The sequence below is a fragment of the Micromonospora globosa genome (assembly GCF_000717585.1).
GTDB lineage: Bacteria > Actinomycetota > Actinomycetes > Mycobacteriales > Micromonosporaceae > Micromonospora > Micromonospora aurantiaca.
Genome location: NZ_JNZR01000022.1, coordinates 62,054 through 84,312, shown reverse-complemented (window position 1 = coordinate 84,312; position 22,259 = coordinate 62,054). Strand labels below are relative to the sequence as shown.

Annotated in this window: 26 protein-coding genes; 11 read left to right on the top strand and 15 right to left on the bottom strand. The window is 73.5% G+C overall.

Features of this window, described 5'->3' with window-relative positions; all coding sequences use genetic code 11:
• Positions 1–24: 24 nt before the first annotated feature.
• The 3 genes from IF06_RS0120510 to IF06_RS0120500 form a co-directional block, all read right to left on the bottom strand.
• On the bottom strand, positions 25–204 hold the full coding sequence (locus IF06_RS0120510) for a hypothetical protein (protein WP_013283750.1): 180 nt from the start codon (positions 202–204) through the stop codon (positions 25–27).
• A gap of 101 nt (positions 205–305) precedes the next feature.
• A complete protein-coding gene (gene trxA, locus IF06_RS0120505; protein WP_013283751.1) occupies positions 306–653 on the bottom strand; it encodes a thioredoxin in 348 nt (115 codons plus the stop codon).
• The gene (locus IF06_RS0120500; RefSeq protein WP_013283752.1) at positions 623–1,015 is read right to left on the bottom strand and encodes a MerR family transcriptional regulator; all 393 of its coding nucleotides are present in this window, start codon (positions 1,013–1,015) and stop codon (positions 623–625) included. The genes trxA and IF06_RS0120500 overlap by 31 nt, the downstream gene beginning before the upstream one ends.
• A 409-nt stretch (positions 1,016–1,424) precedes the next feature.
• Between IF06_RS0120500 and IF06_RS0120495 the strand changes: the two genes are divergently transcribed.
• Complete coding sequence (locus IF06_RS0120495) at positions 1,425–2,078, top strand: dienelactone hydrolase family protein (protein WP_030272895.1); 654 nt, start codon at positions 1,425–1,427, stop codon at positions 2,076–2,078.
• A 12-nt stretch (positions 2,079–2,090) separates the two neighbouring features.
• On the opposite strand, the gene IF06_RS0120490 is transcribed toward IF06_RS0120495, so the two are convergent.
• On the bottom strand, positions 2,091–3,242 hold the full coding sequence (locus tag IF06_RS0120490) for an AI-2E family transporter (RefSeq protein WP_030272893.1): 1,152 nt from the start codon (positions 3,240–3,242) through the stop codon (positions 2,091–2,093).
• Positions 3,243–3,372: 130 nt separating this feature from the next.
• Between IF06_RS0120490 and IF06_RS0120485 the strand changes: the two genes are divergently transcribed.
• Positions 3,373–3,555, top strand: a complete 183-nt coding sequence (locus IF06_RS0120485) for an antitoxin (protein WP_013283756.1) — start codon at positions 3,373–3,375, stop codon at positions 3,553–3,555.
• A gap of 99 nt (positions 3,556–3,654) precedes the next feature.
• Here the strand turns inward: IF06_RS0120485 and IF06_RS0120480 are convergent, their stop codons facing one another.
• From IF06_RS0120480 to eccB, 8 genes are all read right to left on the bottom strand, one after another.
• Positions 3,655–4,266 carry a C39 family peptidase gene (locus tag IF06_RS0120480; RefSeq protein WP_013283757.1) on the bottom strand — a complete coding sequence of 204 codons (612 nt, stop codon included), beginning with the start codon at positions 4,264–4,266 and terminating at the stop codon, positions 3,655–3,657.
• Between the two features lie 146 nt (positions 4,267–4,412).
• Complete coding sequence (locus IF06_RS0120475) at positions 4,413–4,826, bottom strand: pyridoxamine 5'-phosphate oxidase family protein (protein ID WP_030272890.1); 414 nt, start codon at positions 4,824–4,826, stop codon at positions 4,413–4,415.
• A 30-nt stretch (positions 4,827–4,856) separates the two neighbouring features.
• Positions 4,857–5,192, bottom strand: a complete 336-nt coding sequence (locus tag IF06_RS0120470; protein ID WP_013283759.1) for a YkvA family protein — start codon at positions 5,190–5,192, stop codon at positions 4,857–4,859.
• 172 nt (positions 5,193–5,364) lie between these two features.
• Positions 5,365–6,198 (bottom strand): hypothetical protein, encoded by an 834-nt coding sequence (locus IF06_RS0120465; RefSeq protein ID WP_013283760.1) that lies wholly within the window; start codon positions 6,196–6,198, stop codon positions 5,365–5,367.
• 158 nt (positions 6,199–6,356) lie between these two features.
• Positions 6,357–6,764 carry a hypothetical protein gene (locus IF06_RS0120460; RefSeq protein WP_030272889.1) on the bottom strand — a complete coding sequence of 136 codons (408 nt, stop codon included), beginning with the start codon at positions 6,762–6,764 and terminating at the stop codon, positions 6,357–6,359.
• Positions 6,765–6,924: 160 nt separating this feature from the next.
• Complete coding sequence (locus tag IF06_RS0120455) at positions 6,925–8,211, bottom strand: WXG100 family type VII secretion target (RefSeq protein ID WP_030272887.1); 1,287 nt, start codon at positions 8,209–8,211, stop codon at positions 6,925–6,927.
• The gene (locus tag IF06_RS0120450) at positions 8,204–8,542 is read right to left on the bottom strand and encodes a hypothetical protein (protein WP_230651192.1); all 339 of its coding nucleotides are present in this window, start codon (positions 8,540–8,542) and stop codon (positions 8,204–8,206) included. The genes IF06_RS0120455 and IF06_RS0120450 overlap by 8 nt, the downstream gene beginning before the upstream one ends.
• A gap of 149 nt (positions 8,543–8,691) precedes the next feature.
• On the bottom strand, positions 8,692–10,161 hold the full coding sequence (gene eccB, locus IF06_RS0120445; RefSeq protein ID WP_030272885.1) for a type VII secretion protein EccB: 1,470 nt from the start codon (positions 10,159–10,161) through the stop codon (positions 8,692–8,694).
• A 162-nt stretch (positions 10,162–10,323) separates the two neighbouring features.
• Between eccB and IF06_RS0120440 the strand changes: the two genes are divergently transcribed.
• Positions 10,324–11,496: a type VII secretion protein EccE gene (locus tag IF06_RS0120440; RefSeq protein WP_030272884.1), complete on the top strand. Its 1,173-nt coding sequence runs from the start codon at positions 10,324–10,326 to the stop codon at positions 11,494–11,496.
• Here IF06_RS0120440 and eccD read toward each other — a convergent pair.
• A complete protein-coding gene (eccD, locus tag IF06_RS0120435; RefSeq protein ID WP_030272882.1) occupies positions 11,480–12,877 on the bottom strand; it encodes a type VII secretion integral membrane protein EccD in 1,398 nt (465 codons plus the stop codon). The genes IF06_RS0120440 and eccD overlap by 17 nt on opposite strands.
• A 169-nt stretch (positions 12,878–13,046) precedes the next feature.
• Between eccD and IF06_RS0120430 the strand changes: the two genes are divergently transcribed.
• From IF06_RS0120430 to IF06_RS0120400, 7 genes are all read left to right on the top strand, one after another.
• Positions 13,047–17,012, top strand: a complete 3,966-nt coding sequence (locus IF06_RS0120430) for a type VII secretion protein EccC (RefSeq protein WP_013283767.1) — start codon at positions 13,047–13,049, stop codon at positions 17,010–17,012.
• Between the two features lie 74 nt (positions 17,013–17,086).
• Entirely contained in the window at positions 17,087–17,497 is a 411-nt protein-coding gene (locus IF06_RS0120425) for a YbaB/EbfC family nucleoid-associated protein (RefSeq protein WP_013283768.1), read from the top strand.
• Between the two features lie 18 nt (positions 17,498–17,515).
• Positions 17,516–17,809, top strand: coding sequence for a hypothetical protein (locus tag IF06_RS0120420; protein ID WP_013283769.1), 294 nt, complete (start codon positions 17,516–17,518; stop codon positions 17,807–17,809).
• Between the two features lie 31 nt (positions 17,810–17,840).
• Positions 17,841–18,569, top strand: a complete 729-nt coding sequence (locus tag IF06_RS0120415) for a hypothetical protein (RefSeq protein ID WP_013283770.1) — start codon at positions 17,841–17,843, stop codon at positions 18,567–18,569.
• A 12-nt stretch (positions 18,570–18,581) separates the two neighbouring features.
• Positions 18,582–18,851 carry a hypothetical protein gene (locus IF06_RS0120410; RefSeq protein ID WP_013283771.1) on the top strand — a complete coding sequence of 90 codons (270 nt, stop codon included), beginning with the start codon at positions 18,582–18,584 and terminating at the stop codon, positions 18,849–18,851.
• Between the two features lie 214 nt (positions 18,852–19,065).
• Complete coding sequence (locus tag IF06_RS0120405) at positions 19,066–19,374, top strand: WXG100 family type VII secretion target (RefSeq protein WP_013283772.1); 309 nt, start codon at positions 19,066–19,068, stop codon at positions 19,372–19,374.
• A 28-nt stretch (positions 19,375–19,402) separates the two neighbouring features.
• Positions 19,403–19,684 (top strand): WXG100 family type VII secretion target, encoded by a 282-nt coding sequence (locus IF06_RS0120400; RefSeq protein ID WP_013283773.1) that lies wholly within the window; start codon positions 19,403–19,405, stop codon positions 19,682–19,684.
• Between the two features lie 61 nt (positions 19,685–19,745).
• Here the strand turns inward: IF06_RS0120400 and mycP are convergent, their stop codons facing one another.
• A complete protein-coding gene (mycP, locus tag IF06_RS0120395; RefSeq protein ID WP_225319582.1) occupies positions 19,746–20,984 on the bottom strand; it encodes a type VII secretion-associated serine protease mycosin in 1,239 nt (412 codons plus the stop codon).
• Positions 20,985–21,040: 56 nt separating this feature from the next.
• Positions 21,041–21,382 carry a helix-turn-helix transcriptional regulator gene (locus tag IF06_RS0120390; protein WP_013283775.1) on the bottom strand — a complete coding sequence of 114 codons (342 nt, stop codon included), beginning with the start codon at positions 21,380–21,382 and terminating at the stop codon, positions 21,041–21,043.
• A 167-nt stretch (positions 21,383–21,549) separates the two neighbouring features.
• Between IF06_RS0120390 and IF06_RS0120385 the strand changes: the two genes are divergently transcribed.
• Entirely contained in the window at positions 21,550–22,203 is a 654-nt protein-coding gene (locus tag IF06_RS0120385; RefSeq protein WP_013283776.1) for a carbonic anhydrase, read from the top strand.
• Positions 22,204–22,259 lie beyond the last annotated feature (56 nt).

Below are 22,259 nucleotides of genomic sequence, written 5' to 3'. Positions count from 1 at the left end.
GCGGGACCGCTCGGTACGCGTACCTCAGAACTGGCGGCCGTTGGACGGACGCCCACCGGCGTCGCGCGGCGCCGTGGCCCGCGGATCGTCGGACGTCCGCGCCGTCGAGGCGCGGTCGGCCCAGTCCGGCGAGCGCTTCAGCTCCTGCTTACGGCGTTCCTGGTCGGTGAGTTCCTGTTCCCGGGACCTGTCCTGTTTCGCCATGACGATCCTCGCGATCGGTCGGGGTCCGTGGTCACCCGGCGCGTTCCCGCCCGGCGGCGACTCAACCGTCCAGGCGAGGGCTCAGCCGTCCAGGCGAGGGCTCAGCCGTCCACGTGCTGGGCGAAGCTGCGCCGCAGGTGGTCCTTGGGGCGGGAGCCGACGATCGAGCCGACCACCTCGCCGCCCCGGAACACCAGCATGGTCGGCGCGGACATGATCCGGTGGGCGCGCGCGGTGGCCGGGTTCTCGTCGGTGTTGAGGGTGACGAAGCGCAGCGCGTCACCGAACTCCTCGGCCAGCTCGGCCAGGTGCTTCGACACCACCCGGCACGGCGGGCACCACTCGGCCCAGAAGTCCACCACCACCGGCCGGTCGGCGGCCAGCACTGTGGCCGCGAAGGTGTCGTCGGTGACCGGGTTCAGCCGGCCGGTCCCCGTGTCCTGAGGCATGTTTCCTCCCGTTGGGCGATCGCGTGGGCGAGCTGGTCGTGCAGCCGGCGGCGGACGTCACCCAGCCGGTCGAGGTAGTCGTCCACCTCGGCGAGCTTGCGCCGCAGCACCGCCACCGAATCGGGGCAGACGTCACCGGAGTCGTTCCCGGCGCGCAGGCAGGCGACGAACGGGCGGATGTCGTCCAGGCCGAAGCCGATCGCCAGCAGGGAGCGGATCTCACGGACGACGCGTAGTTCCGCCTCGTCGTAGACCCGGTACCCGTTGGCGGACCGGTTCGGCCGGACCAGCCCGTGGGCCTCGTAGTAGCGCAGGGTGCGGGTGCTCGTACCGGCCCGCTGCGCCAGCTCCCCGATCCGCATCCGCCGCCCCCGTCCCTCACTGCCAGGTTGACGCTAAACCTTGCCGCCGACGTCAACGCAACCCCGCCCGCGTGCGCTTACCCCCCGCTGTCCCCCGGGCTTCCCCGCTGTCCCCGTCGATCATGAAGTTGGCGGCGTTTTCGATCTCGGAATCTGCCGCCAACTTCATGATCAACCCTGTCCGGGGCGGGGTGCGGGGTTGGGGTGCTGCCCTTGTGGATCTTGGTACGGAATGGCCCCTCCAGGGGCCGTTCCGTACCAAGATCTGCCCCGGGGCCTTCCCCGGTGGGATTGATCATGAAGTTGGCGGGGTGGGGGAGCGCTTTCTGGGCCGTCAACTTCATGATCGTCGGGGTGGGGGGTATGCGTGGGGGGAGGGGGAGAGAGAGCGGGAGGGGCGGTGAGGGGAATGCGTGAGGTTTCGGTGCCTGTGGTGGACGGCGGACTCGTCGGGGACGTGGTGGTGCCGGCGGGAGCCGGTGGGGTGGTGCTGTTCGCGCACGGGAGCGGCAGCTCGCGGCACAGCCCGCGCAACATGGCCGTCGGGCGTGCACTCAACGAGCGCGGGCTCGGCACGATGCTCGTCGACCTGCTGGCCGCCGACGAGGAGGCCCGGGACGAGATCACCGCCGAGCTGCGCTTCGACATCGGCATGCTGGCCGAGCGCCTCGCCGGGATCGTCGACTGGATGGGCTCCGACCCGGAACTGGGGAGGCTCCCGATCGGGCTGTTCGGCGCCAGCACCGGCGCCGCCGCCGCGCTGGTCGCCGCCGCGGCCCGGCCGGACCGGGTGGGCGCTGTGGTCTCCCGCGGCGGCCGGCCCGATCTGGCCGGCAGCTCACTGACTGCGGTACGCGCACCGACGCTGCTGCTCGTCGGCGGCCTGGACGAGCAGGTGATCGTGCTCAACGAGCAGGCCCGGGACGCGCTGGGCGAGGTGGCCGAGCTGCGGATCGTGCCCGGTGCCACGCACCTGTTCGAGGAACCCGGCACGCTGGAGCAGGTGGCCGACCAGGCAGGTACGTGGTTCACCACGCACCTGCGCCAGCCGCACCCCGCCTGACCGGCGGCGGAATCAGCCCGCTGCCTCGGCGGCGCGGCCCGGGTCGGCGGTCGGTGCGGGAACGCCGGTGCCGCTCCGCTCGGCGGCGCGGTGCCGCTGCACGGTGTCCAGCACCCGCCACAGCACCGCCGCGATCGGCACCGACACGAACGCCCCGGCGACCCCGGCCACCAGCGTGCCGGCGGTGACCACGACCAGGATGACCGCCGGGTGCAGCTGCACCTGCCGCCGCATGACCAGTGGTTCCAGCAGGTTGCCCTCGATCTGCTGCACGGCGATCACCGCGGCCAGCGTCAGCAGCGCGGTGGTGGGGCCGTTCGCGGCGAGCGCGACGAGCACCGCCACCGCACCGGCCACCGTGGCGCCGATGATGGGCACGAACCCGCCGAGGAACGTGATCAGGGCGAGCGGCAGGGCCAGCGGGACACGCAACACGACCAGGGCCAGCCCGATGCCGATGGCGTCGATGGCCGCGATGATCATCGTGCCCCGGCTGTACGCGCCGAGCGTTCGCCAGCCCGCCCGTCCCGCCTCGGCGGTCAGCTCCCGGCGCGGGCCGGTCAACCGGCGCAGCACCCAGCGCCACATCGAGCGGCCGTCCTTGAGCAGGAAGAACAGCAGCACCAGGGCGAGCAGCACCGCGCCCGCGACCTCGGCGACCTTGCGTGCCCCGGCGACCGGGTCGGGCGCGCCGCTGCTCAGGCCCTGCCGGATCTGCTCCACGAGCCGGTCGAGCTGCTGGTCGGTGACCGGCAGGCTGGACGTGACGAAATCGCGGGTGCGCTGCAACCCCTCGTCGAGCTGCTGGCTCAGCTCGCCGAACTGGCTCGCCGTGAGGTTCCAGACCAGGACGCCGGCACCGCCCAGGATGCCGAGCAGCAGCAGGATGCTCAGCAGCGCGGCGAGCCCGGCCGGCACCCGCAGCCGGCGCAGGCGTACCAGGACCGGGTCGAGCAGCGCGGCGAGGAAGAGCGTGCCGGCCAGCGCCACCGCAAGCGGCGCGAGCAGCACGGCGATCTGCCCCAGCAGCCACAGCCCGGCCGTCACCACCAGCAGGCAGGCGCTCCAGGTGACCGCCGTCCGTACCGGCCAGGGCAGTCCGGCCCAGGTCTGCCGCGGTCCGGCGGTCGGTGCCCGCCCGGGTATACCAGCGTCGTCGTCCACGTCGCCCTCCTCGATCGAGGCCGTTGGTACCCGACGCGAGCCGATCCGACACCAGGGCCGCAACCGCCCACCCGGCGTTTGTACCCCCGGCCTTAGGGAAGGCATTCAACGTATCGAAGGGAGATCCGACATGAGCGACTTCATGGACAAGGCCAAGGACTTCGCGGACAAGCACGACAAGCAGGTCGACCAGGGCATCGAGAAGGCGGGTGACGCTGCGGACAAGCGCACCGGCGGCAAGTACGACAACCAGATCGACAAGGGCGTCGACATGGCGCAGCAGCGCACCGGCGAAGGCGACACCGGTCGCTGACGTACACCCGCTTCGGACACGACGGCGGCCACGCCCCCGGTGGGGAGCGTGGCCGCCGTCGTGTCGGGCCGGCCTCCACAGGGGAGACCGGCCCGTCCGTCAGGAGCTGTAACCGCGGCCGGCGATCCAGTTGGCCAGCTCGGTCACGTCCATCCAGTACGTCGGCACGTCCGGCCGGGCCGGGTCCGCGATCAGCACCCGGTCGCCGTCGCCCTCGTACCGCACGACTGTCACGTAGTGGCCGGGGTAGCTGTGCTCCACCCCGTCGACGTCCCGGGCGCCGCCCAGGATGTTCGCCACCACGGGCCGGTCGTCGTCCACAGCGGTACGGATGTCCGTGCGCAGGCGGTCCACCTGCTCCCGGGTGGCCACGTCGTCGCGGATCTCGGTGGTCCGGTACTTGCCACCTGTGTACTCGTTCAGGACCCGGGTGATGTCGATGGCCGAGTCGGTGCCGTTCTCGGTGGTACCGAGCTTGGCGGCCAGCTCGTCCTGGCTCACGTCCTTGCCCTCGGCCGACAGCGCGATCCGGGTCGAGGCGGGACCGCAGTAGAAGAAGTTCGGCTGTGCCTGGTACTCGTAGTCGGCGGCGCGGTCACCCTTGCCCTTGACCGGGGCGGCGTGGGCGGCGGCGGCCGGACCGGCGACGGCACCACCGGCCGCGGCCAGACCGGCGACGGACAGCACACACTTACGGATGATCGGGTTCATGGTCGAGGCTCCATTCGGGGGTCGACGGCTCCGTGCGGGAGACGCGGCACCAGGAGTGGCGCTCGGCGTACGGAGAGTTCAACCGCTCTGCCTCGGCAGCCCATTTCCGGGCGTGACCGGGGCCACCGCGGAACCGGACAGACGCCTCAGCCGGGCAGGCTTCCCAGCAGCCCTGTCACCGCGATCTCGATGACCACCCGCTCCGGATTCGGACGCGGCGTGCGATAGCGCTCGGCGTACCGGCGCTCGGCCTCGGCCACCGACTCCGGGTCGCGGCGCAGCACCGCCCGGCCCTCCACGGTCAGCCACCAGCGGCCGTCGACCTGGCACACCGCGACCGGGACGCCGTCCGGCCCGCCCGCCGCGACGTGCCGGGCCTTGGCCGACCCGGCTGAGGTGATCACCCGGGCCAGCCGGGTGGCGGGGTCGAAGGTCACCCCCACGGGTACGACGTGCGGGGTGCCGTCGGCACGCGGTGTGGTGAGCGTGGCGAGGTGCCGATCCGCGAAGAAGCGGGCCACCCGTTCGTCGCTCGGATCCAACCGATGCCGTGCCGCCATGTCGTCTCCTCGTTCCGTGCCGGTGACGTCTCAGCGGCGGGGCGCCGCGCCGGGCGGCAACGTCGCCACCGGGGACTCCCCGGCGGCCCGCTGCTCGGCGCGGTGCTTGGCGACCAGCCGGCCCAGGTAGAACAGTGCGCCGGCCAGCACGCCCATGTCGTCCAGGTAGATCGGGTCGGGAAGCAGGTCCACCGGCAGGATCGTGTAGATCAGCGCGCCGTAGAACGCGACCTTGCCACCGGCGCCGAGCGCGCCGAGCATGCGGCGGGTGCGGACCACCCGGATGGCGAGCAGCACCGCCCCGGCCAGCATGGCCGCCGCGAGGACGGCGGCGAGGACGACCAGCACCCAGGCTTCACGGGACACGCCACCACGCTAGCCGAGCCGAGCCCGCCACGCGCGGCGGTCGTCCCCGCCGCGGGGGTGCTCGCCTTCGGCGCCCGCACCGGGCGACGGCCTGTCGGGCCGCTGCCGGGCGACGGCCTGTCGGGCCGCTGCCGGGTGACGGCCTGTCGGGCCGCTGCCGCGTGACGGGCTTTCAGGCCGCGACGGCCGCCCGGCCGCGAGCCACCGGCGGCAGCTCGCGGGTGACCTCGGGGCTCGCCGTTCCGGTCGGCAGCTCCCGGGTGGCCTCGGGCCCGGCGAACCCGACGATGGAGAGTTCCGTCTGCGGCTCGGCGACCGGGTGCAGCGCCGCGAACGCCTCGTCGCGCAGGCTCTGCGCCGCCGCCGCGGCCAGCTCGGCGGTCTGCCAGGCGGCCTGCTCCCGCTGCGCGGCGGCCCGGTGCCGTGCAGCCATGTTGTCCCGGACCAGCCGGCGCAGCAGCAGTTCCTGCTCCACCGGGTGCCGGCTCGGATCCCAGCCGTTGCCGCCGAGGATGTCGCTGAGCTGCCGCACCGTGATCTCGTCGCGCCACTGGGCGTCCATCGCGGCCCGGTGCAGCCAGCGCTCCCGGTCCGCGTACTCGGCCGGGGTCCGGGCGGTCCGGGGCAGCGGCAGCGCCGCGGCGGCGGTCAGGCGCCGGACGTCCTCCTCGGCCGCCTGGTACGCCTGCCAGGCAGCCTCGGCCTCCTCCTGGGCGGTCAGCCACTCGGCGCGGCTCCGCTCGGCGGTCGCCGTCGCACGGGAGGCGGCCACTGCCACCTCGTCGGCGTAGCGGATCCGCTCCTGGTCCCGTACGCGGGCGCGCTCGGCGCGTTCGATGCTGCTCGGGCGGGCGGCGTCACTGATCCGGTCGACCAGCTCCGAACGGAACCGGGACGGGCGGACGATCAGCGCGGCGACCACTGTCGCGGCCACGGCGAGCAGGACCAGCCAGATCACGGCGGCCGCGGGCATGTCGGGCAGGACGGAGGAGAAGACGGTCTGCATTACCAGCACCTCGTGGGTGGAACGTAGGACGATCGACGGTTGTGGCCCGGACATCCGGGCGGGTGCGCGTCGTGACTCGGACGCGACGGGACGCGCGGCAGGGCGCGAGGCGTGCGGCCCGTGGGACCGCGCCGGGGCGTACCGGAAGGGTTGCCCGGTCAGGCGCGCGGCGGACCGCGACGGGCGATGTGCGCCCGGCCTGGGTCGGCGGCGGCGACGACCTCGACGCCGGGAACGCGCCCGGCGGAGTCGGCGGAAAGGCCTTCGGTGCCGGCCGGGCGGGTGCCGGGGCCGGTGGTCCGCAGGGCGGCGGTCGTGGCGTCGGCCGCCGTGAGTTCCGCGGCGCCGGCCGTGACCGCCTGCCGCGTCGCGACGTGCTCGATCGCCGCGACGTGCGAGGCGACGGCGTGCGAGGCGACTGTGGCGTGCGAGGCCGCGGCGGCGTGGGCGGGTGCGGCGGTGATGCCCTGGAGGCCGGCGATCAGCACCAGGCCGGCCACAGCCGTGCGGGCGATCCGGCGCAGCGTCGCCGTCCAGGTGGACGAGGCGAACGCTACGGGCAGCACCTGTTCAACCTATCGGTCGACGGACGATCCCGCAGCTCAAGGATCTTGCGGTTTACGTGAGCCACCCCACGGGTCGGTGTGGACGGAGACCCACGCGGGCCGGACGTGCGACGGCGCGGCGCCCCTGCCGAGGTGCCGCGCCGTCCAGTGGATGCCGGGGTCAGTTGCCGCCGAGCACCGGCGGCGGAGCGGCGTCTCCGTCGCCCCAGACCATCTCGTCCTCGGTGAGCCATGTCAGCCGGCCGTCGGACTCGTCGTCGCCGTGGCCGCCGCGCCCACCCAGCACGCCGCTGCGGCCGGCCATCGCGGGCCGCCCGGTGGCGCCGCCGGTGCGCTCGGCGGACTTGCTCCCGGCGTCGACCACGAGGCCACGGCCGGAGGTGAGCCGGCCCGTGCCGGCCGCCGCGCGGTTCTCCGCGCCGGACATGCCGCCGAAGCGGGCCGAGGACGCCGAGTTGGCGCCGGTGCCCGCGAGCGAGCCGGTGCTCAGCACACCGGGGGCGCCGTAGAGCCCGCCACCCGGTCCGCCGGCGCTCATCGTCGTCGGTCCGGCGCCGCCGGGACCGAAGCCCGGGCCGCCGCCGATCGTCGGACCGCCCGCGGTGCTGGTCAGCGGCGCGGCGCCGGCCAGCGAGGTGCCGGTCGGGTCGACGGTGCCGCCGGTCGGCACCGAACCCGGAGCGCCCGCGCCCGGCTGGCCGCCCGGAGTGCCCGCACCCGGTGTGCCCTCGCCCGGCGTGCCGCCGGTCGGCGCCGTGTGGTGCACGCCCGACGTGGTGGCGGTGGCGTTGGCGCCCGGGCCGAAGCTGCCCAGGCTCGGGCCGGACGACGGCGTCTTCACCGACGGGCCGTTCTGCAGCGTCGGGTCACCGTTGCCGGTGTGGCCGGGCAGCTCGGTCTCCGGCGGGTCCGGTACGACGATCCGGCCGTACGCCGAGAAGTCGTAGCCCTCGGCGAGCTTGGCCACGACCTGCACCATCCGCTGGTGCGCCTTCTCCTGCTCGGCCTTGTCCTGCTGGTGGCCGACGATCCCGCCGATCACCGCGCCGGGTGCGCCGCCGATCAGGAAGCCCTTGCCGGCGCCGGAGAGCAGCTTGTCGTTGTCGTCGGTCTTCTCCGGGCTCTCCGCCTTGGACTGGGCGGCCCGCAGCTCGCTGGACATCATGTCGAGGCCCTGTCGGATACCCGTCATGCCCTCGGCGAGGTTGCCGGAGTAGCGGACGACCATGTCCAGCCGGCGGTGGAACTCCCGCGCGGCGTCGCCGGTCCAGGTCTTCGCCAGCGCCTCCAGGTCGGCGGTCAGGTCGCGGCCGAGATCGTCGAGCGTGCCCTTGAGGGAGGTCCACTGGGCGCTGAGCGCCTCGATCTGCTTCGGGTCGCCGGCGTTGACGCCCTGGTAGAGCTCCTCGTGACTGACGTGCTCGTAGCGCCGGGTGTACTCAGACACGCGGGTCCTCCTTCGGCTGCTTCATCGCCTCGTTCAGCCCGGAGAGGGCGGCGGCGATGTCGGCCGCGGCGGCGGCGTTGCGGGCCTCGGCGGTCTTGTAGTTCGTCATGATCTTGTGGGTCGCCTCGCGGGCGGCCAGGATCGCACGGCGCAGCCGGTCGACGTGGTTGACGTAGCTCTGGTGGGTCTCGGAGTAGCGACGTGCGTTGTCGGTCGCGTCGGTGAAAGTGCCGAGGGCCGGCGGGCGGCACTGCATCTGGGTGTTGAGCTTGCGCAACACCGACTCCGCCTCGTGCAGACGCCGCTCGAGCCGCTGGTGAAAGTCCTCCAAGGACAGTACGTCTACTGTCGTGCGCCCCGTCATGGCTGCATCCCCGTAGTCATCGTCGATAACCGTTCGCCGTACTCAGGTTAGTCGAAGCGAGCCAACCCGGGCGACCCGTGACGGAGATCCTCCACTTCGGATCGCCGCAGGGCCTGTCAACCGCCCTGGACCTGCGCCTCCGTGCCACCGGCCGACGGTGTCGCGGTGGCCCCCGGAGGCGTCGACGCATCGAAGTAGGTCATCGCATCCTCGCGGGACAGCGTCGGTCCGGTCGGCACCAGCGCCAGCAGTGAGGCGGGTACGGCGAGCGGCGTCACGTCGCCGTACCCGAGCGCGCTCTTCGCGTCGCCCCCGGCGGTGCCGAGCGGATAGCGGATGCCCTGCGCGGTGATCAGGTAGACAGTCGAACCGGCCGCCGCCTTGCCGCTCTCCCCGGCCGTGGCCTGCACCAGCACGCCCTTGCCGCCGGGCAGCAGCACGCTCTCGGCGGTGCGTACCGCGTCCCGGGCGCCCTGCCGCGCGGGCATCGCGGTCGCCGAGGTCAGCTCGGCCGGCGGGGAGTCGAAGACCTCCAGCGTGGTGGTCGGCGGCTGGCCGGCCGGGCCGGGCCGGTAGGTGGCGCAGAGCACCGTCCGTCCCGGACGGACCTCGTGCAGCGTCGGCAGCCGGGCCGGCAGGCCGTCCGCGTCCAGGCGCTGGTCGGTGAGGAGTCGGCCCGCCTCATCCGGAGTGATCTGCGTCACCTCGCCACCCCCGCCGAGCAGCAGCAGCGCGGTGACCTCGCGGACTGTCGCCAGGCCCTGCCGGGTGAGCACGTAGTACTGGCCGGCGGCCTGGTAGACCTGGCCGATCCGGGCCGGCCGGTCGGCCACTGTGAGCCCGCTCGCGCCGCCGTCCCCGGCGATCGCCGGCTTGCGCAGCACCGGCCCGGCCGGCACCGCGTTCAGCAGTTGCTGCCCGACGGTCAGGTTCGTCGCGCCGGCCATCTTCAACGCCACCAGCGCCTGCTCGTCGCCGGCCACCCGCAGCCGGGAACCACCGGTGAGCAGGTAACGCGCGTCGCCGGTCCGCACCACCACGGCCCGGTCGGTGAGCGCCGTGCCGCCGGGCAGCGCGCGGTCGATCACCAGGTGGGTGGTGGAGCGCTGCGGGTCGTTCGGGTCCGGCACGTCGCACACCGACCAGGGGAGCCCGACCAGCGATTTGCGATCCGGCAGGTCGTCCGGGGCGCCGACGATGCCGACCAGCCGCCCGCGTGGACGGTCCTTGATCGACGCCTGGGACATGGTGCGCGGCTGCGCCGCGGCGTCGTTGACGATCAGCCGCGCCGAGGCGTAGTTGAGCGTCGGGCGCAGCACCTTGTCCTCGCCGAAGTAGTACGTCGCGCCGGTCTCCCGCTCGATCACCAGCGTGTTCGGCTCCAGCGGCGCGGAGTTGCTGGTGAGCTGGCCGTACGCGCCCACGCCGCCGAGCACCACTGCGGCCGCGATGACGCTGCCGAACACCGCCATGCCGAGGCGGCGCATCGGCAGGTCGTTTGTCTCCGGATCACCGGAGAGCAGCGCCGAGACGATGCGGCGGGTGACGAAGCGGTACGCCTGCACCTGATCGCGGCGGGTCCGCATGACTAACCTCCGGCGGGGGTGGGTCCGCGGCGACAGGTCCGAACAGCGCCGCGGGCTTCCCTACGATAAGGGGCCGTCGGGGGTGCGCCGGACCCCGTCCGCCGACCGAACGACCGCACCCGCCCGGCGGATGCCCAGGATGTCCAGAAGGGACGCACACCGATGACGCAGCTCCAGGCGCCACCCGGTCGTACCGCCACCACTCCCGCCGTACCGCCGGACCGGCCGGTCACCCCGGCCGACAAGCGCCGCCGGGGACGCCTCGGCCCGGTCGTGGTCGGGCAGCTCGTGGTGGTGGAGTGCGCGGCGCTCGCGGTCTGGTTCGCCACCGCCAGCCCGGCGTGGCTGCTCGCGGTGGTCGCCGTCCTGGCGCTGCTGGCGGTGGCCGCGGCGTTCGCGCGCCGGGGCGGCCGCTGGTGGTACGAGGACCTGATGCTCCGCCGCCGGCTGCGCCGGCGCCGCGACCGCGCCCGGGGCGCGGCGCCCGGTGGTGACCCGAGGCTGGCCGCGCTCGCCCCGGAACTGACAGTGGTGGAGCTGACCGAGCGCGGCACCCGGCTCGGCATCGGGCAGGACGACCGGGGCTGGTTCGCCGCGCTGGCGCTGACCGGCCGGCCCGGCGCGCCCGCCGGCTCGATCGAGGCGGCGGTGGTGGACCGCGCGCTCGCGGTGCTCGCCGACTTCTCCGGCCCGGTCACCCAGACCCAGGTCGTCTCGCACACCCTGGTCTGGTACCCGGCGCCCGGCGCGCCGCCGTCCGCGTACCGGACCGTGTGGGTGGCGCTGCGCCTGTCGGTGTCCGACGCGCGGGCCGAGGCGGTGAGCCGGGGCGGCGGCCTGCGCGGCGTGCACCGCACGGTGGCGGCCGGGGTGGGCCGGCTCGGCAAGGCGCTCAACGCCGCCGGCCTCGGTCACCGGGTGCTCGACCGGAACGAGCTGCACGCGGCGGTGGTGTCCGGGGCCGGGCTCGACCTGGCACCGGAGTCCCCGGTGGAGACGTGGACCAGCCTGCGCGGGGGCGGCTGGACGCAGCGCTGCCTGGCCCTGCGGGTGCGCCCCAACGGCTCGCTCGGCGCGCTGGTCGACGCGGTCACCGCCACCTCCGCGCCCTCGCACACGGTCGCCGCCGTGGTGCTCCCGGGCGGCCGGCGGGTGCCGCCGCTGCTGCGGGTGGCAGCCATGGACGGGCACGCCGAGGCGCTGGTGAAGGCGGTCCGCGAGATGGCGCGGCGCGCGGGCGTGCCGGCCCGCCCGCTGGACGGCCAGCACGGCCCCGGCGTCTACGCCACCGCGCCGGTCGGCACCGCGATGGGGACCGTCACGGTCGAAGGTTGACGATCCAGCCGTACGCGCCGCAGACCCAGACGGCCAGCGGCACCAGCGCGATGATGAGCAGGATCTCGACGATGTCCAGGGTCCGGCCCCAGACCGGGGAGATCCGCTTGCCGGCCACGGTCAGGCCGTAGACCAGGCTGATCACGGCCAGCACGGCCAGGCCGCCCAGGATCAGCCCGAGGCGTACCGCCAGCGAGCCGGCGGCGAACGTCGCGGCGGCGACCAGCCCCAGGCCGACGGTGCCGGACAGCAGCACCGGCGTGCGCTGGGCGCGGCTGAGGAACGGGCGTGCCCGCAGCAGCGACAGCAGCGCCAGCACCAGGCAGAGCAGGACCGCCGGGAGCCGGCCGTTCTCGGCCAGCACCACCTCGCCGCCGAGCACCAGCAGCGAGACGGTCCAGAGCAGACCGGTGAGGAACGCGTCGGCGCGCTCGCTGTTGCGCAGCACCGACGGCCCGTCCACCGACTCGGTGTCGGTCTTGAGGTCGTCCGGGCCGGTGGGGATGGACGGCACCGGCAGCCGGGCCAGGCGGTAGGCGAGCATCGGCAGGGCGGGCAGCGCGCCGAACGCGACTGTCGACACCACCGCCGCAGCCGCCGCCGCGCCGATGTCGAAGGCCAGGCTGAGCACCGCGCCGAGGCCGACCGCCGCGCCCACACCCACCGCGCCGAGGAAGAGCGGCAGGCGGTCGCCGACGGCGAGCGCGGCGATCGCGCCGAAGACCACCACAGCGGTGCCGGCGAGCAGGACGTGCGGACCGGCCAGCTCGCCGAGCGTCCGCTCACCGGCGAGCACCAGCAGGCCGCCGACGCCCGCGTACCCGATCCCGACCAGGGCCAGCACCGCGCCGGTGCGGCTGTCGCCGGCGGCGCGGGACAGCACCGCGGCGCCGACCAGCAGCGCCACCGCGACCACGAACGCGGCGGCCGCGCCGGGTAGCTGCGGTGGGCCGGTGAGCAGCGTCGCCACCGCGCCCGCGGCGAGCGCCGAGGCGGCCAGCAGGACCGCGAACACCCGTGTGGTGCCGACCTGCCAGGCGCCCGCCCGCTGGGTGGTGGAGGTGGCGACCGCGTCCACCACGTCGTCGAAGACGATCTCGGGGGCGGTCGCGGCACGCGGGTTGAAGTAGAGCACCTCGCCGTCGCGGACGCCGAGCTGCGCGGCGGTCCGGCCGCCGTCGAACGGCTGACCGCCGAGCCGGGACAGGGCCCAGCCGCCGTGCCGCACGCCCTCGTCGGCCAGGTCCTCGCCCGCGTACCGCAGCAGCGTGGGCAGCAGGTCGGCGAGCGGCACGTCGGACGGCAGCGCCAGATCCATCCTGGTACGCGGCGCCACGATGGTGATCCGGCTCAGCCCACCGGTCGCCGTCTTCGTCGCCACAGTGGCCTCCTCGTGCTCGCATACGATCCGCTGGGCCGTCGGCGCCGCCCCCACGGGTCCACGACGCCACCGGGAGATTACCTACGATGGCGGTCGCACAGGTTGCCCACCCGACGCTCACCGGCGGTGGCAGACCACGATCAGGGCCGCTTCTGGGGAGGGGAGAGCCGTGAGTACGGTGGTGTTCCGCCGACTTCCGCGTCAACCGGGGCCCGCGCTGCCGCGCGGCGAGGTGCTGCTGGAGTCCCCGCCCGAGCTGCCGGAGCCGCAGGCCAAGGGCATGGGTCAGGTGCTGATGATCCTGCCGATGCTCTGCGGCGTCGGCGCGATGGCGTTCCTCTACGCCGGCCGGGGCGGCGGCATGATGACGTACGTCGCCGGTGGCCTGTTCGGTGTGTCCATGTTGGGCATGGCGATCGGCACGCTCGGCAACGGCGGCAACGACAAGGCCGAGCTGAACGCCCAGCGGCGCGACTACATGCGCTACCTCGCACAGATGCGCAAGCGCACCCGGCGGGCGGCCGAGCAGCAGCGCGCCGCGATGACCTGGCGGCACCCGGAGCCGGACGCGCTCTGGTCGATCGCCGCCTCGCGCCGGCTCTGGGAGCGGCGGATCACCGAGGACGACTTCGGCGAGGTACGGATCGCGCTCGGCCCGCAGCGGCTGGCGGTGGAGATCGTGCCGCCGGAGACCAAGCCGGTGGAGGACCTGGAACCGATGAGCGCGATCGCGCTGCGCCGGTTCGTCCGGGCCCACTCCAGCGTGCCGGACCTGCCGACCGCGCTGTCGCTGCGCGCGTTCAGCCGGATCGCGCTGCGCGGCGACCGGGAGCCGGTGCTCGACCTGACCCGGGCCGCGCTGGGCCAGCTCGTCACGTTCCACGCCCCGGAGGACCTCCTGGTGGTCGTGGTCGCCGCGCCTGATCGGCAGGCGGCCTGGGACTGGGTGAAGTGGCTGCCGCACGCCCAGCACCCGGGGCGTACGGACGCGGCCGGCGCGCGCCGGATGGTGTTCGCCGCGCTGGACGAGGCGGAGACCGCGCTGGCCCAGGACCTGGGCGGGCGGCCCCGGTTCTCGCCCGAGGCGAAGCCGCTGACCACCGCGCCGCACGTGGTGGTGGTGCTCGACGGCGGCGAGGTCTCGGCGACCTGCGCGCTGACCGGGCCGGGCCTGCTCGGCACGACCGTGTTCGACCTGTCCGGCGCGGTCCCGCGTGACGCCGGGCGCTGGCTGCTCTGCCTGGACGCCGGGGACGGCACCGGCCTCGACCTGGTCCGCGGCACCGCCACGTCGCGGCTCGGCCGCCCGGACCGGCTCTCCCTGAGCGCGGCCGAGGGGCTGGCCCGGCAGATCGCCCCGTTCCGGCTCTCCCAGCAGCAGGGCGCGAGCACCGAGGAGCCGCTGGCCCGCAGCATGGAGCTGCCCGACCTGCTCGGTGTCGGCGACGCGGCCACGGTGGACACCCGGCAGACCTGGCGTCCGCGCAGCCACCGCGACCGGCTGCGCATCCCGCTCGGCCTGGGACCGGACGGCAACGTGGTGGAGCTGGACTTCAAGGAGTCCGCGCACGAGGGCATGGGCCCGCACGGCCTGGTCATCGGCGCGACCGGTTCCGGCAAGAGCGAGCTGCTGCGGACGGTGGTCGCGGCGCTCGCGGTGACGCACTCGTCGGAGGAACTGAACTTCGTTCTCGTCGACTTCAAGGGCGGCGCCACCTTCGCGTCGCTGGACGCGTTGCCGCACACCAGCGCGGTGATCACCAACCTCTCCGACGAGCTGCCGCTGGTCGACCGCATGCGGGACGCGCTGGCCGGTGAGATGAACCGCCGGCAGGAGGTGCTGCGGGCGGCGGGCAACTACGTCTCGCGGTACGACTACGAGAAGGCGCGGGCCGCCGGTGAGCCGCTGGAGCCGATGCCCAGCCTGCTGATCATCTGTGACGAGTTCTCCGAGCTGCTCGCCGCCAAGCCGGACTTCATCGACCTGTTCGTGATGATCGGCCGCCTCGGCCGGTCGCTCGGCGTGCACCTGCTGCTCGCCTCGCAGCGGCTGGAGGAGGGCAAGCTGCGCGGCCTGGACACGCACCTGTCGTACCGGATCGGTCTGCGCACGTTCTCGGCTGTGGAGAGCCGGATCGTGCTCGGCGTGCCGGACGCGTACGAGCTGCCCAGCGCGCCCGGTCACGGCTACCTGAAGACCGACACCGCGACCATGCTGCGGTTCCGCGCCGCGTACGTGTCCGGCCCGTACCGGGCGCCGGGGCAGGTGCAGCGCTCCACCCGGGCGCAGGTGCAACGCCGGATCGTCCCGTACGGCATCGACTACGTGCCGGTGCCGGCGGCGCCGAGCCCGGCGGAGGCCGCCCCGGAGCCGGAGCAGAGCGGCGACGGCAAGGCCGTGGCGATGCTGGACGTGCTGATCGACCAGCTCAAGGGCCGCGGCAAGCCGGCGCACCAGGTGTGGCTGCCGCCGCTGGCCGAGCCGTCCGGGCTGGCCGAGCTGCTGCCCAAGCTGAGCGTGCACCCGACGTACGGCCTGACCACCGCCGACTGGCCGGGCCGCGGCCGGCTCGCCGTGCCGGTCGGCATCGTGGACCGCCCGTACGAGCAGCGCCGCGACCCGATGATGGTCGACCTGGCCGGGGCCGGCGGCAACGTGGTGATCGTCGGGGCGTCGCTGAGCGGCAAGAGCACCATGCTGCGCTCGATGCTGGCCTCGCTGGCGCTCACCCACACGCCGCGCGAGGTGCAGTTCTTCTGCCTCGACTTCGGCGGTGGCGCGTTGCGCAGCCTGGACGGGCTGCCGCACACCTCGGGTGTGGCGGGCCGGCGGGACGTCGAGGCGGTCCGGCGGACGGTGGCCGAGGTGGTCGCCGTGATCGACGAGCGGGAGAACCGGTTCACCCAGCACGGCATCGACTCGGTGGCGAGCTACCGGCGCCGCCGGGCGGCCGGTGAGTTCGCCGACGACCCGTTCGGTGACGTCTTCCTCGTCGTGGACGGCTGGAACACGCTGCGCCAGGAGTACGAGGAGCTGGAGCAGACGATCACCAACCTGGCGAACCGGGGCCTCGGCTTCGGCGTCCACGTGGTGATCACGGCGGTGCGCTGGGCGGAGATCCGGATCAACATGCGGGACCTGCTCGGCACCAAGCTGGAGCTGCGGCTCGGTGACCCGTCGGAGTCGGAGATCGACAGGCGGGCCGCGCAGAACGTGCCGGTGGGCGCGCCCGGTCGCGGTCTGACCCGGGACAAGCTGCACTTCCTGACCGCGATCTCCCGGATCGACGGCAAGCGTGACATCGAGGACCTGACCGAGGCGTCGGTGGCGCTCGCCGGTCACGTCGCGGCGAACTGGCCGGGACAGCCGGCGCCGAAGGTCCGGCTGCTGCCGCGCAAGCTGGCGGTCACCGAACTGGCGAAGGTGGTCGACCGGTCCGCCCCGGGCATCCCGATCGGCGTCAACGAGTCGGCGCTCGCCCCGGTCTACCTGGACCTGGCGGGCGAGCCGCACCTGACCGTGTTCGGCGACGCCGAGTGCGGCAAGACGAACCTGCTGCGGCTGATCGCCCGGGGGATCGCCGAGCGGTACACCCCGGCCCAGGCGCGGCTGGTCATCGCCGACTACCGGCGTGGTCTGCTGGGCGCGGTCGAGGGTGACCACCTGCTCGACTACGCGCCGTCGAACCAGGTGTTCAGCCAGGGACTCGGCTCGATCCGCAGCGCGTTGCAGAACCGGCTGCCCGGCCCGGACGTGACCACCGCCCAGCTGCGTGACCGGAGCTGGTGGAAGGGTCCGGACCTGTACATCCTGGTGGACGACTACGACCTGGTCGCCTCCGGTGGCAGCAACCCGCTGAGCGCGCTGCACGAGCTGCTGCCGCAGGCGCGGGACATCGGCCTGCACCTGATCATCACGCGCCGGGTCGGCGGTGTGGCCCGTGCGCTGTACGAGCCGGTGCTGCAACGGCTGCGCGAGCTGGACTCGCCCGGCCTGCTGATGTCCGGCAGCCGGGAGGAGGGTGCGGTCTTCGGCAACCTGCGGCCGACGCCGCAGCCGCCGGGCCGGGGCACGCTCGTCCGGCGCCGCGACGGCCAGCAGCTGATCCAGACCGCGTGGACGGAGCCGGCCTGACGGGACGGACGCCGGGCGGCCCGGTCCGGTAGCGTCGGCCCGATCGATCGTCGCGAGTGGAGAGGGGCGCGCACGTGAGCAGCCCGTCGGGTTTCGGTGCGGCCATGGAGGGCCTGCTGCGGCAGGCGCAGGAACAGCAGCGCCGGCTTGCCGATCTCCAGCGGCAGCGCGCCGAGCTGAGGGTGACCGGGGAGAGCCCGGACGGGCTGGTGCGGGTGACTGTCGACGGCGGCATGAAGGTCGGCGACATCGAGCTGAACGCGCGGGCGATGCGGCTGGACAGCTTCTCCCTGTCCGAGGCGATGCAGGCGGCGATCGACGCGGCCTACGCGGCCTTCGAGGAGCGGCAGCGCGAGATGCTGAGCGAGATGCTCGGCGACTCCGAGATGGTCCGCCGTGCGCAGGACGGCACGCTGACCCCGGAGGACTGGTTCCGTCAGTTCGGGGTGGACGTGTCCGACCCGACCCGCAACCTGCGACGCTGAGCGAGAGGAAGGCCGACGATGCCGAACACTGTCGACGTCGACGCGATCAGGAAGGCGGGCCGGATGCTCGACGCCCCGGACGGCCCGATCCAATACCTCCGCAACGTCGAGACGTTGCTGGGCGAGGTGAAGCTGCCCAGCGGCGCGCTGAGCTGGTTCGGCACCGGCGCGGTCGAGCGGCACAACGCGGCTGTGGACGGGCACCTGGACAACGTCCGCACCGGCGTGGAGCATCTGCGCAAGGCCGCCGCGCAGCTCGAACAGAGCGCGAAGAACTGGGAGAGGTCGGATCAGCCCTGGGTGGTCAAGTGACCGGCCGGGCCCGCCACGGGAAGGACGCCTGATGCCGCCGGAGATCCTCATCGCCAACGCCTCGGGGACGGTGACCGGCACCGTGACGGTCGCCGAGACCACGGCTCCGGTCCGGTCGGCGGCGGCCGTCGCCAAGGGCAACCTGGTCTGGATCGTCGCCTCGGCGGCGTTGATCGGCGCGATCCTCTACCTGGAGTCGTTCGACAACCAGCAGGTCAACGAGTCGATCAAGAAGTGGGACGAGGCGGCCCGCCTGCTCGGCGCGGACCAGTTCGGCGCGGCCATGGCGGCGGTTCCGCCGGACGCGGCGGAGTGGGACTTCGACGACCGGGACGCGTTCGACCTGTTCCTCCGCAAGCTCGGGGCGGAGATCAACTCGCTGGCCGAGGCGTTCGCCGCCAACCGGGACACGCTCACCGCGGCCCGGGACGCGTACAACGACGCGATCTCCGGCCTGGCCCAGGCGCTCATGCCGATCCTGGTCGCGGTGATCGCCTCGATCGCGCTCCAGTTCTTCCCCGCCACCACCGCGCTGGCGCAGGCCATCGGCATCGTCGGTCTGACCGCCACCGCCGCCGTCCTGGTCCTGGTCTTCGGTGAGATCAGCGCGCTGCTGCACGCGCTGCTGGCCGCCTTCCACACCGACAACCGGTTCACCTTCACCGCGGACTCCCGCCCCGGCTGGGCGCCGACCGGCTCGGACCCGGACATCAAGGACATCAAGATCGACTGGGTGCGGGACGCCAAGTTCTACGGGTGACGGGAGCGACGCATGGAAACCCTGCTCTTCTCGTTGTTGCTGTACGTCCTGCTGACCATCCCGGTCTTCGTGGTCCTGATGCTGTTCGCCGCGCTGACCCGCTCGGCGCGGCTGCGGCGGGCCGCCGAGGTGGTGTCGCTGAGCACCTGCGCGGCACTGCTGGTGCTGTCGTTCCAGCGCGCTTTCGAGAAGCCGATGCTGTGGGCCGTGGTGGTGCTGCTGGTCGCGGTGCTGGTCTTCGGCGTGTCGACGATCGTCAAATCCTCGCGCGAGCGGTCGTGACCTCGGCCTCGACCGTCCACCTCGTACTGAGGGCCGCAGATCGCGTCTGTCGACAGTGGGATGTCGGAATACGACCATGGGACAGCAGGGCTGCGCGGGTTGGACATCGTCCGCTACGGTTCGGATGAAGTGTCCGTCGGTGGGGTGTGTACGCCTTGCCGCGGGGGAGGGCGCGGCGGAACCGCCGCCACAAGATGACGGAAGGGTGTGAAGCATGGCGTTCGAGGTCAGTGCAGCGACTCTGCACACCGCCGCGAGTGACGTGCGGTCCACGCGCAGCGACGTCGACGGCGAGCTCAAGAAGCTGTGGAACGTGGTCGACGACCTGGCGATGGCCTGGAAGGGCCAGGCGTCCACGGGCTTCCAGAGCCTGATGACTCGCTGGAACGAGGACACTACGAAGCTGCTGACCGCGATGGACAACATCGCGGACCTGCTCGACAAGTCCGGCACCACGCACCAGGTCAACGACGAAGAGCAGCAGCAGATGCTGGACAAGTTCCACGCTGCTCTCAACCCGTGATCCGCGAAGACAGGCAGAGGAGGAATCGATGAGCATCAAGGTTGATTACGCTGTTCTGGAGAGCAGCAACCAGCAGATGCAGGCCATCTCGCGGACCATCGACGAGAAGCTCGACACGCTGCGGGCGATGCTGACCAAGCTTGAGTGGGAGGGCCAGGACCGGGCCGCCTACCAGCAGCACCAGGCCCAGTGGGACGCCGCCGTGCGGGACATCAACAAGGTCCTGAACGAGATCGGCGGTGCCGTGGGCATCGCGCGCGAGAACTACATGACCACGGAGATGAGCAACTCCAAGGTCTGGGGCAACTGACCCCTGACCGGTCCACGACGGCTCCGCTCCGGCTCGTGCCGGGCGGAGCCGTCGTGTGTTGTCAGGCGTCCTGCGGGACGTCGCGGCGGCCGGGACGCCACCCGCGCCGCCGTCCGCGTACCAGGATGGGGCGCAACGTCAGCAGGACGCCGGCTAGCAGCGCGCCGACGACAGCGACCCAGATCGCGACGGTGCGCTGCCAGGCCAGCGGGTCGGCGGGCGGCGCCGGTGGCGGCATCGCGCCCAGCGGCGGGTCCTCCCGGGTGCCCAGCAGGCTGGTGACCGCCCGGTACGGGTTGACCATCCCGAAGCCGACCTCGGCGTTGTGCCCGTCGGGCGGGTTGTCGGCGGTACGGGTCAGCCGGTAGGCGACCTCGTCGGCGCTGATGTCCGGGTGTGCGGCCCGCACCAGCGCGGCCACCCCGGAGACGTACGCGGTGGCGAAGCTCGTCCCGCCCTGCGGCTCGGCCCGGTAGCCCGATCCCTGCGGAGCGGGCCCGACGATGTTCAGGCCGGGGCCGGCGATGTCCACATAGTCCCCGCTGACCGAGCTGCCGACGTGCCCGCCCTGCTCGTCGATCCCGGCGACGGCGACGACACCGTCGTACGCCGCCGGATAGGCCGGCCGGTCCTCCCGGTTCTCCTGCCGGTTGCCGGCGGAGGCGACGACTACCACGTCCTTACCGAGCGCGTACTGCACCGCGGACTTCAGCGCCGGGTCGTCGAGCGTGACCAGGGACAGGTTGATCACGTCGGCGTCGTGGTCGACAGCCCAGCGGATCGCCTTGCCGATCTCGGCCGGCACGTCCGGGTCGAAGTTCTCCTTGTTCTCGGCCAGCACCCGCAGCGGCAGGATCTTGGCCTCCGGCGCGATGCCGGTGTAGGGCGAGCCGGTGCCCTCCCGGCCGGCGATGATGCCCGCGACCATGGTGCCGTGGCCGACCAGGTCGCACTGCCCCTTGAGGCGGACGAGCTGGTTGAAGTCCTCACCCGGCAGCACCCGCCCGCGCAGCAGGGGATGGGCGGGCGAGACCCCGGAGTCGATCACCGCGACGGTGACCCCCGCGCCCTTGCCGATCCGCCACGCGGCGGCCGGGTCGAGGCGGCTCAGCGCCCACGGCACCTCGGTGGGCGCGGGGCCGCCGGCCGGGCCGCACTTCGGGGCGGCCTGCGCGGGCGCGGGCACCGCCAGCGCGCCGCCGAGCAGGGCGGTCACCGCCGCTCCGGAGAGGACGGACCTGATCCGGTGTCCGGCCCGGACGCGTCCCGTGGTCGCGCCCGGCCGCAAGCTGTCGCGCACGCGGTGAGATTACCCGCCTCGCCCGCCCGCGCGGGCACACGTGGTGCCGGCCCGGGTCACCCGTCGGCGGCAGCGTCCCCGGCCGACTCGGCGGCGAACAGGGCCAGTAGCGCGCCGACCTGCTGGTCGGCCTCGGCCGGGTGCCGGAAGCGGCCCTTCGGGTTGATCGTGTACTCGTTGCGCCGTCCCACCCGCGTACGACGCAGGTAGCCCCCGGCCTCCAGGTCGGCGACGATGGCCTGGGCCGCCCGTTCGGTCACGCCCACCTCGTCGGCCACGTCCCGCAGCCGGGCGGTGGGGTTGCGCGCGATCGCCAGCAGCACGTGGCCGTGGTTGGTGAGGAAGGTCCAGTTACGGCGGCTCCCGTCCTCAACTGGTGTGGTCGCCATGGTGGTCATGCTATGGCCACGTCCGCCACCTGCCGAATCGGCGCGGTCCGGGGCGGGGCGCCGACGGGAAAGTATGAAATGCGTATCACGAATCTTGACGTGCCCCCAGGTGCGTGTGACCGTGGGTCGCGAGGCCGTTCGGCCTGGTGGTTCCCCAGGTAGACGAGGTGAGGGACATGACGCCGAGCACCCCGGAGCAGGCACTGACCGAGCTGCGTGCCGGTAATCACCGGTTCGTCACGGGCGTCCCGCAGCATCCGAATCAGGACGCCGGGCACCGGGCGGCTGTGGCCGACGGCCAGCACCCGTTCGCGGTGATCGTCGGCTGCTCCGACTCGCGGCTCGCCGCCGAGATCATCTTCGACCGCGGTCTCGGTGACCTCTTCGTGGTACGTACCGCCGGGCACACCGCCGGGCCGGAGGTGCTCGGCAGCGTCGAGTACGCCGTCACCGTGCTGGGCACGCCGCTCGTGGTGGTGCTCGGGCACGACTCGTGCGGCGCGGTCCAGGCCGCCCGGGAGGGGGTCCGGACCGGCGCCGCCCCGGCCGGGCACCTGGGCGCTGTGGTGGACGCGGTCTCGCCGAGCCTGCTGCGCGCCGCCCGCCAGGGGGTCGAGGACCTCGACGGCATCGTCGACGTCCACATCGCGCAGACCGTGGAGACGCTGCTGGCCCGGTCCGCCGTGCTGGCCGAGCGGGTGGCCGCCGGGCGGTGCACGGTGGTGGGCATGTCGTACCGGCTCGCCGGTGGCGAGGTGCGGACCGTGGCGCAGGCCCCGGCCCCGCTGCCCGCCCCGGCCGCGCCCGCCGACCCGGCGCTGGCCGGCTGATACGCACGGACGACGAAGAAGGGGCCGCCCGAGGGCGGCCCCTTCTCGTGGTGTCC

Excerpts from the sequence above, each read along its gene's own strand:
- IF06_RS0120510 (WP_013283750.1), bottom strand. The coding sequence starts at position 204 with ATGGCGAAACAGGACAGGTCCCGGGAACAGGAACTCACCGACCAGGAA.
- trxA (WP_013283751.1), bottom strand. The coding sequence starts at position 653 with ATGCCTCAGGACACGGGGACCGGCCGGCTGAACCCGGTCACCGACGAC.
- IF06_RS0120500 (WP_013283752.1), bottom strand. The coding sequence starts at position 1,015 with ATGCGGATCGGGGAGCTGGCGCAGCGGGCCGGTACGAGCACCCGCACC.
- IF06_RS0120495 (WP_030272895.1), top strand. The coding sequence starts at position 1,425 with ATGCGTGAGGTTTCGGTGCCTGTGGTGGACGGCGGACTCGTCGGGGAC.
- IF06_RS0120485 (WP_013283756.1), top strand. The coding sequence starts at position 3,373 with ATGAGCGACTTCATGGACAAGGCCAAGGACTTCGCGGACAAGCACGAC.
- IF06_RS0120480 (WP_013283757.1), bottom strand. The coding sequence starts at position 4,266 with ATGAACCCGATCATCCGTAAGTGTGTGCTGTCCGTCGCCGGTCTGGCC.
- IF06_RS0120475 (WP_030272890.1), bottom strand. The coding sequence starts at position 4,826 with ATGGCGGCACGGCATCGGTTGGATCCGAGCGACGAACGGGTGGCCCGC.
- IF06_RS0120465 (WP_013283760.1), bottom strand. The coding sequence starts at position 6,198 with ATGCAGACCGTCTTCTCCTCCGTCCTGCCCGACATGCCCGCGGCCGCC.
- eccB (WP_030272885.1), bottom strand. The coding sequence starts at position 10,161 with ATGCGGACCCGCCGCGATCAGGTGCAGGCGTACCGCTTCGTCACCCGC.
- IF06_RS0120440 (WP_030272884.1), top strand. The coding sequence starts at position 10,324 with ATGACGCAGCTCCAGGCGCCACCCGGTCGTACCGCCACCACTCCCGCC.
- IF06_RS0120420 (WP_013283769.1), top strand. The coding sequence starts at position 17,516 with ATGCCGAACACTGTCGACGTCGACGCGATCAGGAAGGCGGGCCGGATG.
- IF06_RS0120415 (WP_013283770.1), top strand. The coding sequence starts at position 17,841 with ATGCCGCCGGAGATCCTCATCGCCAACGCCTCGGGGACGGTGACCGGC.
- IF06_RS0120410 (WP_013283771.1), top strand. The coding sequence starts at position 18,582 with ATGGAAACCCTGCTCTTCTCGTTGTTGCTGTACGTCCTGCTGACCATC.
- IF06_RS0120405 (WP_013283772.1), top strand. The coding sequence starts at position 19,066 with ATGGCGTTCGAGGTCAGTGCAGCGACTCTGCACACCGCCGCGAGTGAC.
- IF06_RS0120400 (WP_013283773.1), top strand. The coding sequence starts at position 19,403 with ATGAGCATCAAGGTTGATTACGCTGTTCTGGAGAGCAGCAACCAGCAG.
- IF06_RS0120390 (WP_013283775.1), bottom strand. The coding sequence starts at position 21,382 with ATGACCACCATGGCGACCACACCAGTTGAGGACGGGAGCCGCCGTAAC.
- IF06_RS0120385 (WP_013283776.1), top strand. The coding sequence starts at position 21,550 with ATGACGCCGAGCACCCCGGAGCAGGCACTGACCGAGCTGCGTGCCGGT.